At 41.8% G+C, this 13,935-nt stretch carries 14 protein-coding genes and 1 tRNA gene; 5 read left to right on the forward strand and 10 right to left on the reverse strand.

Going from position 1 to position 13,935, the window contains the following annotated elements; translation table 11 throughout:
* Positions 1-60 precede the first annotated feature (60 nt).
* Positions 61-699, forward strand: coding sequence for an MgtC/SapB family protein (locus tag FHW88_RS17855; protein WP_176627350.1), 639 nt, complete (start codon positions 61-63; stop codon positions 697-699).
* A 234-nt stretch (positions 700-933) separates the two neighbouring features.
* Here the strand turns inward: FHW88_RS17855 and FHW88_RS17860 are convergent, their stop codons facing one another.
* The 8 genes from FHW88_RS17860 to kdsA form a co-directional block, all read right to left on the reverse strand.
* A complete protein-coding gene (locus FHW88_RS17860; protein WP_176627352.1) occupies positions 934-1,749 on the reverse strand; it encodes a helix-turn-helix domain-containing protein in 816 nt (271 codons plus the stop codon).
* Positions 1,750-1,801: 52 nt separating this feature from the next.
* Entirely contained in the window at positions 1,802-2,839 is a 1,038-nt protein-coding gene (locus FHW88_RS17865) for an SDR family NAD(P)-dependent oxidoreductase (RefSeq protein WP_090527336.1), read from the reverse strand.
* Between the two features lie 299 nt (positions 2,840-3,138).
* Positions 3,139-3,220, reverse strand: a tRNA-Leu gene (locus FHW88_RS17870).
* Positions 3,221-3,313: 93 nt separating this feature from the next.
* Positions 3,314-4,102 (reverse strand): ABC transporter substrate-binding protein, encoded by a 789-nt coding sequence (locus FHW88_RS17875; protein ID WP_176627354.1) that lies wholly within the window; start codon positions 4,100-4,102, stop codon positions 3,314-3,316.
* Between the two features lies 1 nt (position 4,103).
* Complete coding sequence (locus tag FHW88_RS17880; protein WP_090527329.1) at positions 4,104-5,507, reverse strand: undecaprenyl-phosphate glucose phosphotransferase; 1,404 nt, start codon at positions 5,505-5,507, stop codon at positions 4,104-4,106.
* A gap of 210 nt (positions 5,508-5,717) precedes the next feature.
* On the reverse strand, positions 5,718-7,049 hold the full coding sequence (locus tag FHW88_RS17885) for a nucleotide sugar dehydrogenase (RefSeq protein ID WP_176627363.1): 1,332 nt from the start codon (positions 7,047-7,049) through the stop codon (positions 5,718-5,720).
* Between the two features lie 111 nt (positions 7,050-7,160).
* Positions 7,161-8,096 (reverse strand): SIS domain-containing protein, encoded by a 936-nt coding sequence (locus FHW88_RS17890; RefSeq protein WP_176627365.1) that lies wholly within the window; start codon positions 8,094-8,096, stop codon positions 7,161-7,163.
* A gap of 26 nt (positions 8,097-8,122) precedes the next feature.
* Complete coding sequence (gene kdsA / locus FHW88_RS17895) at positions 8,123-8,899, reverse strand: 3-deoxy-8-phosphooctulonate synthase (RefSeq protein WP_176627367.1); 777 nt, start codon at positions 8,897-8,899, stop codon at positions 8,123-8,125.
* A 338-nt stretch (positions 8,900-9,237) separates the two neighbouring features.
* Between kdsA and FHW88_RS17900 the strand changes: the two genes are divergently transcribed.
* From FHW88_RS17900 to FHW88_RS17915, 4 genes are all read left to right on the forward strand, one after another.
* The gene (locus FHW88_RS17900; protein WP_176627369.1) at positions 9,238-9,567 is read left to right on the forward strand and encodes an ArsR/SmtB family transcription factor; all 330 of its coding nucleotides are present in this window, start codon (positions 9,238-9,240) and stop codon (positions 9,565-9,567) included.
* Positions 9,568-9,573: 6 nt separating this feature from the next.
* Complete coding sequence (locus FHW88_RS17905) at positions 9,574-9,993, forward strand: VOC family protein (RefSeq protein WP_090527313.1); 420 nt, start codon at positions 9,574-9,576, stop codon at positions 9,991-9,993.
* A 123-nt stretch (positions 9,994-10,116) separates the two neighbouring features.
* Positions 10,117-10,605, forward strand: coding sequence for a VOC family protein (locus tag FHW88_RS17910; protein WP_112652982.1), 489 nt, complete (start codon positions 10,117-10,119; stop codon positions 10,603-10,605).
* Between the two features lie 23 nt (positions 10,606-10,628).
* Positions 10,629-11,129 carry an SRPBCC family protein gene (locus tag FHW88_RS17915; protein ID WP_176627371.1) on the forward strand — a complete coding sequence of 167 codons (501 nt, stop codon included), beginning with the start codon at positions 10,629-10,631 and terminating at the stop codon, positions 11,127-11,129.
* A gap of 61 nt (positions 11,130-11,190) precedes the next feature.
* Here the strand turns inward: FHW88_RS17915 and FHW88_RS17920 are convergent, their stop codons facing one another.
* Both FHW88_RS17920 and metE read right to left on the reverse strand, forming a co-directional pair.
* Positions 11,191-11,439, reverse strand: coding sequence for a cysteine-rich CWC family protein (locus tag FHW88_RS17920; protein WP_090527304.1), 249 nt, complete (start codon positions 11,437-11,439; stop codon positions 11,191-11,193).
* Positions 11,440-11,494: 55 nt separating this feature from the next.
* Entirely contained in the window at positions 11,495-13,819 is a 2,325-nt protein-coding gene (gene metE, locus FHW88_RS17925; protein WP_176627373.1) for a 5-methyltetrahydropteroyltriglutamate--homocysteine S-methyltransferase, read from the reverse strand.
* Positions 13,820-13,935: the final 116 nt, after the last annotated feature.

Here is a 13,935-nt window from a genome sequence, read left to right on the forward strand (position 1 = left end):
GGCAGGTTCAAGTATCTATAAAAATCATATATTCGGTTATAATCAAATGAAATTGAATTTATGGCTTTCGATATAGAAATCCTGGTCAGGTTTTTACTGGCCCTGTTGTGGGGCGGACTTGTAGGCGCCGAAAGAGAATACCATGGTAAAGCGGCCGGCTTCCGTACTACCATCATGATATCTTTTGGCGCCTGTTTTTTCACCCTTATGTCAACAGCTATTGGAGCGCCCGATAATGCAGACAGGATCGCTTCAAATGTGGTTACGGGGATTGGGTTCCTTGGTGCCGGCGTTATTTTCAGAGGCGAAAACCGGGTTAATGGCATCACTACCGCAGCTACCATCTGGGCCGTTGCGGCAGTAGGCATGGGTATTGGGGCCGGTTATTACTTAGCTGCCGGGTTCGCCAGTATAATGATCCTGTTTATACTTTCCGTACTTCCTTTCTTTCAAAAGAAAATAGATTATTATAACCAATCCAAAACATTTTATATTAAATCCCCGGTCTCGGCAAATGGTATCATGTTGTGCGAAGATATGATGACAGCTCACAAACTGAAATTCAGGATGATTAAGAGAGTGAAAGATGGCGACTATATGCTTTTAACATGGCAGCTTCACGGGCCTTCAGTTAAAATGGATCTGTTCATCAACTCAATTAGCGATATTCCAGTTATCGAACATTTTGAGTTTTCGTGATACCAATTGAAGCTGTAGAGCAGTTTGGAAATCGAAAAATAGCGGCTTTTTAGAATTAAAAAGGGCCACTCTTTTAAAGTGACCCCTTTCAGAACTTAGACAAAGTTCCTATATGGTGCACCTAACGGTACAGAATTCGAACCATTTTTTAAAGGATTTGGCTATCCTATGCGGGTTATCTGCCGTTTAAGAACTTTTAATAACACAAAGTGTCCTAAGAACAGTTGTTTCAATTTATTTAGCTTTTGACAATTCACTTGGCGTAAAACCAAATTGTTTTTTAAAGGCATATGAAAAGTGCGAGAGGTTTTCAAAACCCGTTTCCAAATAAATTTCAGAAGGTTTGCGATTCTTTTCAGCCAATTGGTATCGGGCGAGTTCAAGCCTTTTTTGCGTGAGCCATTTCTGAGGCGTTGTACCATACACTTTCTTAAAATCACGCTTAAAGGTTGTTAAACTTCGTCCTGTCAGATAACCGAATTTTTCTATGGGCATGTTAAACATATAGTTACGTTCCATAAACTCGACAAGGTTAATTTTATGCGGCTCTGAAAAATCGGATAAAATATGGTCCATGCTGTCATTTATAGATCGCAATATGGCTATCGCTTCCTGTATTTTCAACGCCGAAAGTTCGCGCGGTAATTTATATTCCAGATCAAAATAAGGAAGCATTGAAGCAAAAAAACTGTCCAGTAACGGCCCTTTAGATAAAGGAATTATGGCATCAGTTTTAAATACCGTAAAGACTTCATTTTTTTTATGCTCGTAAAATGCTTTCAGCACATCTTGGGTTAGCTTTACAATAATCGCTCTGTAGGGCAAATCGTCTTTTCCCGTTTTAATGAGCCGGGCTAACCGGTTCTTAGGAAATAAAAAAGTTTCCCCAGCCTCAAAAAAATAAGCTTTATTAGATTCAATAACTTTCAATTTGCCTGACAATACCCGGACTACAGAATGCTCCTCAGCAACCAGTTCACTATTTTGGTGAACCGCTTCACTGCAGGTAAATACAATCTCTGCATAATTATTTATTTGCCGTATTGCCATTATACAAAAATAAGCAAATAAAGCCCAACAGCTTGGGCCCTATTTGTTTTGTTTATTGAACATCAAATTTTGTATCAGTAAGTTCCTCGCTCAAAACCCAAAGCCTTTGTGCCGCATTCGGCTCCAGGGCAAATGGGGCCACACCGAATGTCCCGCCAGGGTTGCGCTTCCCTGCGTTACTATCGTAGGCATCGGGATTGTAACTGGCAACTTCGACATCTTGCAGATAAACACCGCCTATATTTTGCAATTGCGGACTTGTTGCGGCCCATACTGTTGTGGCGGCGCCTTGCTCTTTAGTCTTAGACATTTTCTGCATCGCTGCCTGGGCTTCTTCATTGGGTGTACCGTTAGCATTTACAGCACCCAAAGTAATAAAATCTTCAAAGGTTAGGTGCCTGCCCAAATTGGTATCCAATATTAGACCTGGATGCAGTGAATAAGCGCGGACACCGAACGGACGTGCCTTTTTATCGAATTCTACGGTAAATAACACGTTAGCTGTTTTAGACTGGCCGTAGGCCTCAAATTTGTTGTATTCTCTCGTATGATAATTAACATCATCAAAAAGTACAGGAGAATAATGGTGTGCCGAAGAGGAAACCGTCACGACCCTTGCTCCTTCTGTCTTCTTAAGGGCTTCCCAAAGTTTTGCTGTCAGTTGAAAATGTCCTAAGTGGTTAGTAGAAAACTGTGCCTCATAACCTCGGCTGTCACGTTGTAAAGGTGTCCACATGATGCCCGCATTATTGATTAACATATGCAATTGCCTATCTGATGCCAGGAATTTTTCAGCAAACGAAGTAATAGAGGCAGGTTCCGTTAGGTTCATCGGCTCCACTTCTACATTGGCAATTCCTTGAAGATTTAATTTTGCTTTTTCAATATCCCTGGCAGGTACAATTACTGTCGCACCTGCCTTAGACAACGTTTTGGTGATTTCCAGGCCAAGACCTCCGTCGCCGCCTGTGACAATAGCAATTTTTCCATTAATATCCACTCCCTTTATAACGTCAGATGTCGTGGATGCTGCGTTGAAGCCTGAACCTACCGGTTTTTGCAAAGCTCCATTAAAATTATTTTGTTCCATTTTAATTGAAATTTATGAATGCAAAATTAGAAGGTAGCCTATTCAGATGTTTTGTTTTTAAGGCCGAAAAACTTTGTTTATAAGGCCATAGAATATAATGCGATTTTTAGGTCAGCCAGGCAATGAATTAGCATATATAACAAAGATTTTTTGAACTTTCAGCAGTTGGATTGATGTCTGGACTCGAACTGCTAAATCACTAAAATACAAATACTTAAAAGAGGAAGTAGATTAATAGCCTATTTATCGAACCAAAAAAGCCTTCAAAATCAATGACTTTGAAGGCTTTTATCTTTTTGTGCGGAAGAAGGGACTCGAACCCCCACGCCGTGAAGCGCCAGATCCTAAGTCTGGTGCGGCTACCAATTACGCCACTTCCGCGTTTCTGATTTAACAGGCTGCAAAGATAGCGTTTAAAATTATACTTAAAAACATAATTTTCATTTTTTTGCTATCATGCTCATTTAGTAGGAATTAATTTTTCACAAGCCCATTTATCAGCCGTTTGAAGTATGCCGGTGCGTATAAAAGCCTGCTGCCATACCATGAAAACATTTCACCATCTACCAAAACTATCTTTGCATTTGGTAAAAGCGCCCTAAACTCCTCTATATGTTTTTTAGCGAATGGATATGGCTCTGATGATAGAAAAACAAGATCCGGATTAGCCGCGACTAAAGCATCTGTATCAATCTCCGGGTAACGCTCCCCCTCTGTTACATTGTTTAGTCCACATGTTTGCAGCATACTATCAATGAAAGTTCCCCTGCCGGAAAGCATATAGGGTTTACGCCAGATGAGATAGGCAACTCTCAGCCCTGTTACAGGAAGCTTAATACCCTTAAAACGACCATTAATTTCCGTGCAAAGCACGTTTGCCTGCCCGGGCTTACCTATCATATCACCAATGCAAACAATCATTTGCAAAGCCGATTCCAGATCAAAAATATCACTGATCCAAACCGGGCATATATTCATTAACTCTTCTACCTGAAAACGGTCGTTCTCCTCTTTATTGGCGATAATCAAATCCGGGTTCAGCAATCGGATTTTTTCGACATCAAGCTGTTTAGTCCCTCCTACTTTCGTTGTTGAATTAAACCTATCTGCCGGATGGATACAAAATTTAGTAATGCCTATCACCTCAACGTTTAAGCCAAGGTAAAAAAGCAATTCTGTTTGAGAAGGGACAATGGATATGATCCGCTTAGGGATTCCGGAAAGTTCAACCCTTCGGCTTAGCTGGTCCCGGAATACCGGCATATTAAAATGCGTTCTTTTCGCCTCTAAACACGTTCCATACGGTTAGGAAGATAATCTTCATATCCAGCAGGAACGACCAGTTTTCAAGATACCAAACGTCGGCCTCCACACGCTCAAGCATAGCCTGTGTGGTTTGAGTTTCGCCCCTCAGGCCCGACACCTGGGCCCAACCTGTAATACCAGGTTTAAGAAAATGCCTAACCATGAAAGTATCAATAAGCTGCGAATATTGCTGCGTGTGGCTTATCATGTGCGGCCTTGGGCCTACTACCGACATATTGCCTAATATTACGTTAAAGAACTGTGGCAATTCGTCGATACTTGTTTTACGGATAAATGCCCCGGATTTGGTTATACGTGAATCGCCGCGTGTAGCTTGCTTCTTATCCGAATCGTGATTTACCCGCATGCTACGGAATTTATAGCATTTAAATGGCTTATTGTCCCTGCCTGAACGCTCCTGCACAAAGAATATTGGCCCTTTTGACTCAAGCTTTATAATGATGGCCAAAATGGGAAATAACCAGCTAAAAATAAACAGGATCACAAATATTGAAAAACAGATATCAAACAAGCGTTTAATGGAGCGGTTCAGCATGTTCTCCAAAGGTTCGGGCCTTACGGATATAACCGGGATATGACCGAAGCTCTGTATAAAAGTTGGCTTTTTAGCGTAGTCGTAATATTCTGGCACAAATTTAAACCTGATCAGATTTTTATCCGCATCAAGCATCAACTGCTCTATTTTCTCAGCTTCAGAGTTTGGTAGGGTACAAAATATTTCATCCACTTTATTGTTAAGCACATAGCTTATACAATCATTAGTACCGCCTAAATAAAGGCTTTGATCAAGTACGCTGTCTGATGCATCATCAAAAAAGCCAACAAGCTTATACCCACGCTCTGGGTTTTGTTTAAAAAAGCTATGCAGGTCTGACCCGATGCGGCCCCCGCCTATAATGATAACAGTACGTATATCAATAAGCGTTGCGCGGTCGCTTTTGCGGATGCTCAGGAATATTAACTTCCATAAACCAAGCAGGAAGCCGAATAAGGCCAACGAATAAAAAAGATACTCGCGTGTTATAAAATACGCCTTAGTGCCTATTAATATAATGATAGTGAAGCAAATAAAGCTTACAAACAGCAGGTAAGTTTTAATTACGCCGCGATAGGTTTTAATTGAATCTTTATTCAGAACATGTTCATAAAGCCCGGTAATATTAGCTGACAGCAGCCAAATTAGATTAAAAACCAACACAATAGGCAGGTACTGCCTGTTGTTAATCCAAAAAATATATGACCGGTCTTCAATGAAGTAAGAAATTACCATGCTCATATTAAGTATAATATAATCAATGGTAAGGTTCACTGCTTTAATAAAAGTAGCGTATCTGTGAATCATGTATATGTGCTTATGTAGTATGCAACCCTGCTAAAATTACTATAATTATTTACTAATAACAATGTCATAATTAAATGGAGACACGGTTACAAATGTATTATTTCCACAGCCACAAAATTAAAAATTAAGAAATTTATTCAAAATGAATTCTCTGTTAACAGTGAGAAAAAAATGATTTTCTATGTGAAAAAATAATTGTAAAACCAACACTTACAACCGTCCGCTTACAACATCCTTGTTTAAAATACCTTTTATATCATAAATTACCGATGATGATTTATGTTTTAAGCTTGCATAGTCTAAATCATAAAACTCGCGATGTGCCACAGCCATAACAATTGCATCGTAAGCGCCGCTTAGTTGCCCGTAATTTTTTAATGTAGAAATACCATATTCTCTTTTTACTTCATCCGGGTCAGCCCATGGATCATATATTTCACAGGTTGCGTCAAAACCATCAAATCCCTTAATAATATCAATTACCCTGGTGTTACGAACGTCCGGACAATTTTCCTTGAAAGTAAAACCGAGCACCAGGATCTTTGAGTTTTTTACCGAAATATCATTCTTCACCATCAGTTTAATGACTTCAAGGGCAACGTACGTACCCATACCATCATTAAGCCTTCGCCCGGCCAGGATAATTTCGGGATGATAACCCATTTGCTGGGCTTTTGCTGCAAGGTAATACGGATCAACTCCTGTGCAGTGACCGCCTACAAGACCTGGTTTAAAATTCAGGAAATTCCACTTGGTACCTGCCGCTGCCAAAACCGCATGGGTATCAATATCCATGATGTTGAATATTTTGGCAAGTTCGTTTACAAAAGCGATATTGATATCCCGCTGTGAATTTTCGATCACCTTACAGGCTTCTGCAACTTTAATGGCGGGCGCTTTATGCGTTCCTGCTTTTACTATTGACCGGTATAAGTTGTCAATAAAATCAGCAGCCTCGGGCGTTGAGCCCGATGTTACTTTTAAAATATTGGTCAGCGTATGAACTTTATCCCCCGGATTTATACGCTCGGGTGAGTATCCTGCAAAAAAATCACTGTTATACTGCAAACCTGATTCTCTTTGTAAAACAGGCACACAAACATCCTCAGTTACACCGGGATAAACTGTTGATTCATAAATAACCACATCCCCCCTCTTCAATACACCTGCTATTGATTTACTTGCTTTGATAAGCAGGCTTAGATCAGGCCGGTTGTGCTGGTCGGTAGGTGTTGGTACGGAAACAATATAAACATTACAGGAAGCAATGTCTGTTATCTGCGATGTGAAAGTAAGCCCCTTGCTTTCATCCTTTAAATTTAAAACTGCCGATAGTTCGTCGCTACTGGTTTCAAGGGTACGGTCAAACGCGTTATTCAGCTCATCAACCCGGCTTTGTTTAATATCGAAACCTTTTACAGGACATTTTTTGGCGAATTCCACAGCAAGGGGCAATCCCACATAGCCAAGACCTATTATTGCAATATGAATATTTGCAGGAGCCTGAAATTTATTAGTGATCGAATTTGATTGATCAGACATTTAATTTAACACGGTAGAATATGATAGATACCGGTAAAGATAATCAAATATTACCGAAATCAGCTGCCTCCCGATCCAAAGAATGCGCGGCTTAGGCTAATCAAAAGTGTTTCAGGCCGTATATATCTGGTAAACACCTGTTATTGACCGGTTTTGTGCAGAACCTACCAGTAAGGTAGTGATCTTTTTTTCAAGCATTAACTGCTCGGCATAGCCTACAAATTCATGCTCATCAATAATAACCGGGTTAACGGTCATGATTTCGGCTATGGTTAAGGTTGAGGTATCGGGGTGTTTAAGCAAGGCCCGGCGAAGGTCGCCATCTGTAACCACCCCCTTAATCCGGGACGCGTCACCTACTATAACCATACCTAACCTACCTTCGGACATGCGCAGTAACAGGTCCATAAATGAAGCTTCCTCATTAATAAAAGGAAGCTTATCGGTCCGCATCAGGTCTATAACCTTTACCAGCAGTTTGCGCCCAAGGCTACCGCCCGGATGAAAACGTGCAAAATCATGCTGCTGAAAGTTTCGCGACTCCATTAACGCTATCGCCAGGGCATCGCCCATAACCAGCGCCGCGGTAGTTGATGATGTAGGCGCCAGCTCGAGCGGGCAAGCCTCCCTTTCAACTTTTATATTAAGGTGATAACTGCAGTTTTTGGCAACGGTTGATATAGGATTACCTGTTATACCGATCATCACATTCTTATTCCATTTTAAATAAGGAATAAGTTTCAGCACCTCGTCGGTTTCGCCCGAATAGGATATCAATAAAACAATATCATTAGGGCCTACCATACCTAAATCGCCGTGAAAAGCCTCTCCCGGATGTAAAAAAAAGCTCGGTGTACCTGTACTAGCCAATGTGGCAGCTATCTTTTTACCGATAAGCCCCGATTTACCAATACCAATAACAACCAGCTTTCCTGTTGATTTTAATATGGCATCAACAACCCTTGCAAACTCATCATCAATTGAGCCGGCTACCTGCTGCAGCGACTCTATTTCAATATCAAAAACCCTTTTTGCAATATCTTTCATGGATCCGGACATTCAGAACAAAAAACTTATCCTATTAATGGTGCTAAAACCTTATCCAGTTCGTGCAGTTTAACCATGTTAGGGCCATCGCTCAGGGCATTATCAGGATCGGGATGTGTTTCTAAAAAATAGCCATCGGCTCCAAAAGCCTTTGCTGCCAGGGCCATCATAGGCACAAAAGTACGGTCGCCGCCGGTTTTTCCTCCTGCTCCGCCAGGGCGCTGAACCGAATGGGTACAATCCATACAAACCGGGTGGCCAAAGGCTTTCATATCGTAAATATTCCTGAAATCGACAGCTAAATTATTATAGCCATACATATTGCCCCGCTCGGTTAATATTACCTGGTTATTGCCGGCTTCAATAACTTTTTGAGCCGGATAAAACATATCATGCCCCGAAAGGAACTGGGCTTTTTTTACATTGACAATTTTACCGGTTTGAGCAGCCGCAACCAACAAGTCTGTTTGCCGGCATAAAAACGCAGGGATTTGCAATATATCGGCAACCTCGGCTACAATAGCTGCTTGGAATGGCTCATGAATATCAGTAGTAACCGGTAAACCAAAACGCTGCTTAACGTTCATTAGCATTTCCATGCCTTTCCCTAATCCCGGGCCGCGGTATGAATGAATAGATGTGCGGTTGGCTTTATCAAATGACGATTTAAAGATTACCGGCACATTGTATTTCTGCCCGGCTTCGGCTACTTTTTCGGCAACAGTATATAATAACTCCTGGCTTTCCATTACACAGGGGCCAAGAATAAAGAACGGCTTTTGGCTTATTTGTTCAAACAGCATATTGTTAGGATCTATTTATCAGCCACAAAGATGATGATTTTTTTGAGAATCGTACAGAAGGGCCATTTCACTCCCGGGCAAACGCAGATAAATAGGGTTAACAGGGTTAACACTTTTTTAAAATATCACTTACAAGATACTCATAATCAAATATTTATTTTTTTTTGATGGGTTACACTACGCTAATATTTTTAAGTGCTTAGGCAAGTCCGAATATTTAAATGTTGGCCCTGTACTTCTCCCCTTTTTTATTTAAAAATAAAAATATTAAAATTTGCGTAAGTGATTGCTTACATATAAATTTGTAAGCAATCACTTACATATTATATTTGATTTAGATGAGACGAGATGTTTTCCAGGCCATTGCCGATCCAACCCGCAGGGATATCATTAACCTGATAGCCTTTAAACCCATGAACCTGAATGCCATAGCGGATAACTTCGATGTAAGTCGTCCCGCTATATCCCAGCATATAAAAATCCTGACCGAATGCGGTCTTATAACCATTAAAAAACAAGGGCGGGAACGGTATTGCGAACCCCGCCTAAAACAGCTTGAAGAGGTTGCTCAATGGGTTGAGCGTTACCGCAAGGGTTGGGATGAAAAATTTGACGCGCTCGACAATCTGCTCGAAGAATTAAAAAACAATGATAAACCTTTAAAATAATCAATTATGACGAAGCAATTCTGGATCAATCTGCCTGTAAAAAATGTAAATGTATCAAAGGAGTTTTTCAGCAAACTCGGCTTTCGGTTTAACTCGCAATTTGGTAACGGCCCAAATTCTGCAGCCATGCAGGTTGGCGAAAAGGATGTTACAGTAATGCTTTTTGACGAAAGCACCTTTAAAGGCTTTGTTGAAAACTGCGGTCTTGCGGATACGGCCAAGGGAGTTGAAGTTCTGCTGTCTATCGACGCGGAAAGCAAGGAAGAAGTTGATGAACTGGCTCAAAAGGCTATCGAAGCCGGTGGCAAAAGCAATCACAAGCCCCGGGAAATGGATGGCTGGATGTACGGCTGCCTGTTTACCGATCCTGATGGCCATAGCTGGAATGTGCTGCACATGGATATGAGCAAAATGCCAGGGAGATAAAAAATCATTTTGTCGCTAATGCCCCCTTATCTCGTCGTTTTTGGACACTATTAGCCCTTGCCAGGGCAGGTAACTTTGAGATATCAAAAGCAACAAATTTTTAATCAATAAAAAACAGAAACCATGGCAACATTTAAAGCAACCCAGAAAGTAACCCCTTTTTTATGGTTTAACGGCAACCTTGAAGAAGCATTGAAATTTTATACCTCGGTATTCAAAAACTCCGAAAGCGAAGTAAGCTCACTTACCGACCCCGGCAATGGCCGCAAAATGTTAGTTGGAACATTCAGGATAGAAGATCAGCAGTTTTTAGCTTTAGATGGCGGACCGATGTTCAATTTTTCGCCTGCTACATCATTTTACATCAACTGCAAAACCCAGGAGGAAATTGATTACCTGTGGGAAGCACTACCTGCAGGCGGCGGCAAAACCAATCAGTGCGGCTGGCTTGATGATAAATTCGGTGTTACCTGGCAAATTGTTCCTGAAGTTATGAGCGAGTTACTTTATAATAACGAAAATCCTGAAAAAGCCAAAAAAGTTATGGCTGCCATGATGAAGATGACCAAAATGGATATCAAGCTTTTGCAGGAAGCTAACGATAACGATTAATCAATCACCTAAATAAAAACACCATGATCACCACAAAAAATCAAACAGAAATTAAGGCTGAACCCGACAAGCAGGAGCTTTTTATAACCCGCGAATTTGAAGCACCGCGTGAGCTGGTTTTCAGAGCCTTTACTGATCCCGAACTGATTGTTAGATGGCTGGGCTCACGCGAACTTAAAATGCGCATAGATCAATTTGACTGCCGTAGCGGAGGAGCTTACCGCTACATTCATACCGACCCTGCCGGTAATGATTATGGCTTTCATGGTGTTATCCATGATGTAACCGCCCCTGAACGTATCATCCAAACATTTGAGTTTGAAGGATTGCCCGAAAGTGGTCATGTAACCTTAGAAACTACCCGATTTGAAGCCCTTCCTGATAATAGAACAAAAGTAACCGTTCAGTCGGTTTTTCAATCCGCGGCAGATCGGGATGGCATGCTGCAATCGGGTATGGAACGGGGCGTAAATGATTCGCACAGCCGTTTGGATGAACTGTTTGAAGCAGGGGAAATTATTTGAAAGCTAAAAGCAGAAAGCACAAAGCTTAAAGCTAATTTTTAACGCAATTCATAATATCCTGTTATTGCGTACCCTTTTTGATTGCTTCAAGTATCGTTCTCATTTTTTCCCGGACAGCAGTTGTGCTGATCTCATGCTTCATCGCCATCAGGCATTTGCGGCAAAGGCAATCCGGGTAGGTTAAGCGGATATAGTCGCGCTCCTGGTCGGTGAAGCTGATGCCCTGGCACTGGCACAACAGGATGCTGCCTACTTTGCATTCAAACGGCTCTTTACACCGGGGGCAGTATTTATTTTCATGCTTTGTCATATTAGGTATATAAAACTGCTGTGCACCTGTTACGGTACACAGTAGTTTTTTTTATTTAAGCAGTTACATTGCTGATAACATTTTCGCGGACAGCTTTCGCGGCTTCAACCATTTCTATTAAGGCTTTTTGAGTTTCATCCCAGCCCCGTGTTTTTAAACCACAATCGGGATTTACCCAAAGCTGGGCATCGGGTATTACCGCCTGGGCGCGTTTGAGTAAACGGATCATCTCCTCCCTGTTGGGCACGCGGGGCGAATGGATATCATATACACCGGGGCCAATTTCATTAGGATACTTAAAATCGGCAAAAACATCCAGCAGCTCCATTTGCGAGCGCGATGTTTCTATCGTGATCACATCGGCATCCATATCGGCTATGCTTTTAATGATGTCATTAAACTCCGAATAGCACATATGCGTGTGGATCTGTGTACTGTCCTGAACGCCGCTTGCCGAAATCCTGAAAGCTTTAACTGCCCAGTCGAGATAATTTGCTCTGTCGTCCCTGCGAAGCGGTAATCCTTCGCGAATGGCCGGTTCATCTATCTGGATGATCTTGATACCGGCGCTTTCCAGGTCACAAACTTCATCACGAATGGCCAATGCTATCTGCGTACAGGTTTCGGAACGGGGCTGATCATTGCGCACAAACGACCATTGCAAAATAGTTACCGGGCCGGTTAACATCCCCTTCATCCATTTTGAGGTTAACGATTGTGCATAAGCCGACCATTTTACCGTCATAGGCTGTGGTCTTGATACATCGCCATAAATAACCGGTGGCTTAACACAGCGGCTGCCATAGCTTTGCACCCAGCCATTTTGTGTAAAGGTAAAACCGGCCAGTTGTTCGCCAAAGTACTCAACCATATCATTACGTTCAAACTCGCCATGTACCAGCACATCTAACCCTATTTCTTCCTGCCATTTTATAGCCTTTTCAGTTTCGGCAGCTATCAGTTTGTTATACTCCCCCAGGGTTATCGCACCTTTTTTTAATTGGGCACGCCAGCTTCGTACTTCGGCTGTTTGCGGGAACGAACCAATAGTTGTGGTAGCAAAAAGCGGCAGGTTAAGCAGTTGCTGCTGTTGCTCTTTCCGTGCAGGAAAAGCACTTATCCGCTTTGCATCATTTTCGGTAATGGCGCTTACCCGTTGTTTAACTGCCGGGTTATGGATCAGTGCAGATGTTCGGCGGGCCTCGTTTGCCTGCCGGTTTTTTGCCAGTTGATGCAGGCTGCTATCGCTCACCACATCTTCCGATAATTTGCTAAGCAATACCACTTCGTTTATTTTCTGCCGCGCAAAAGCCAGCCACTGCTTAATTTCGGGAGTAAGCACTTCATCGTTGGTTTCATTTTGCAGATCGCATGGCGAATGGATCAATGAGCATGAAGGGGCTATCCAAACGCGGTCGGCACCTAATTTATCCTTCGCATTCTTTATAATGACCAGCGAGTTAACAAAATCATTTTTCCAGATATTGCGCCCGTCAACAACACCTAAAGAAAGGATAGTTTTTTGGGGCAGATGCTCCATTACTTCATTCAATTGCTGAGGCGCCCGCACTAAATCGACATGTAAAACATCAACAGGTAAAGTTGCCGCTAATTGAGTGTTATCGCCCAGGCGTTCAAAATAAGTTGCCAAAACTATCTTCAGGAAAGGAAATTCTTTCCTCAATTGCTTATAGGTATCTTTAAATACCTCCTGTTGTTTTTCGCTTAAATCAAGCGCTAAAAACGGCTCATCAAACTGGACCCATTCGGCACCCAAAGCTTTAAGCTTATTCAGGATATCAAAATAAACAGGCAGCAGATTTTTGATCAGGTCTATCCTATCGAAACCAGCCTCTTTCTCCTTGCCCAACAACAGGTACGATACAGGCCCGATCAATACCGGCTTACTAACGATGCCCAATTGTTTAGCCTCATAAAACTCATCGATAACTTTGGTGGAGAAAAGTTTAAACTGCTGGTCTTTATAAAACTCGGGTACTATGTAATGGTAATTGGTATCAAACCATTTGGTCATTTCCATAGCTACCACATCCAATCCATCTTTTTGATAGCCGCGGGCCATAGCAAAATACAGATCGAGCTCGGTATTGCCTTTTTGACTGATCACTTCATGATAGCGTTTAGGAATAGCACCAAACATCAGTGAATGATCAAGCACCTGGTCATAAAATGAAAAATCATTTGATGGGATCACGTCGATCCCGGCTTCTTTTTGCAGTAGCCAGTTTTCTTCCCTGATGTATTTACCCACGGTAAGCACATTTTTTAAGCCCGTTTTGCCTGCCCAATAGTTTTCGCAGACTTTTTTTAATTCGCGCCGGCTACCAATACGCGGGTAACCTAAATTTTGCGTTAGCATTTCTTTTAATTGATTAAATGAATAAATCGGTTAAAAGCCCTTTCAGCTAAGCTTCGTAATGTTTTATGATATGTAAAATATGGAGAGAATATATGGTCACAGCCCGTCATAACGGG

Origin of the sequence: Mucilaginibacter sp. SG538B, from assembly GCF_013376065.1 — a bacterium.
Classification (GTDB): domain Bacteria; phylum Bacteroidota; class Bacteroidia; order Sphingobacteriales; family Sphingobacteriaceae; genus Mucilaginibacter; species Mucilaginibacter rubeus.

Coding starts and splice junctions, on each gene's coding strand:
- FHW88_RS17855 (WP_176627350.1), top strand. CDS start 61: ATGGCTTTCGATATAGAAATCCTGGTCAGGTTTTTACTGGCCCTGTTG.
- FHW88_RS17905 (WP_090527313.1), top strand. CDS start 9,574: ATGACGAAGCAATTCTGGATCAATCTGCCTGTAAAAAATGTAAATGTA.
- FHW88_RS17920 (WP_090527304.1), bottom strand. CDS start 11,439: ATGACAAAGCATGAAAATAAATACTGCCCCCGGTGTAAAGAGCCGTTT.
- FHW88_RS17865 (WP_090527336.1), bottom strand. CDS start 2,839: ATGGAACAAAATAATTTTAATGGAGCTTTGCAAAAACCGGTAGGTTCA.
- FHW88_RS17875 (WP_176627354.1), bottom strand. CDS start 4,102: ATGCCGGTATTCCGGGACCAGCTAAGCCGAAGGGTTGAACTTTCCGGA.
- FHW88_RS17880 (WP_090527329.1), bottom strand. CDS start 5,507: ATGATTCACAGATACGCTACTTTTATTAAAGCAGTGAACCTTACCATT.
- FHW88_RS17860 (WP_176627352.1), bottom strand. CDS start 1,749: ATGGCAATACGGCAAATAAATAATTATGCAGAGATTGTATTTACCTGC.
- FHW88_RS17915 (WP_176627371.1), top strand. CDS start 10,629: ATGATCACCACAAAAAATCAAACAGAAATTAAGGCTGAACCCGACAAG.
- FHW88_RS17885 (WP_176627363.1), bottom strand. CDS start 7,049: ATGTCTGATCAATCAAATTCGATCACTAATAAATTTCAGGCTCCTGCA.
- FHW88_RS17890 (WP_176627365.1), bottom strand. CDS start 8,096: ATGAAAGATATTGCAAAAAGGGTTTTTGATATTGAAATAGAGTCGCTG.
- FHW88_RS17910 (WP_112652982.1), top strand. CDS start 10,117: ATGGCAACATTTAAAGCAACCCAGAAAGTAACCCCTTTTTTATGGTTT.
- FHW88_RS17900 (WP_176627369.1), top strand. CDS start 9,238: ATGAGACGAGATGTTTTCCAGGCCATTGCCGATCCAACCCGCAGGGAT.
- kdsA (WP_176627367.1), bottom strand. CDS start 8,899: ATGCTGTTTGAACAAATAAGCCAAAAGCCGTTCTTTATTCTTGGCCCC.
- metE (WP_176627373.1), bottom strand. CDS start 13,819: ATGCTAACGCAAAATTTAGGTTACCCGCGTATTGGTAGCCGGCGCGAA.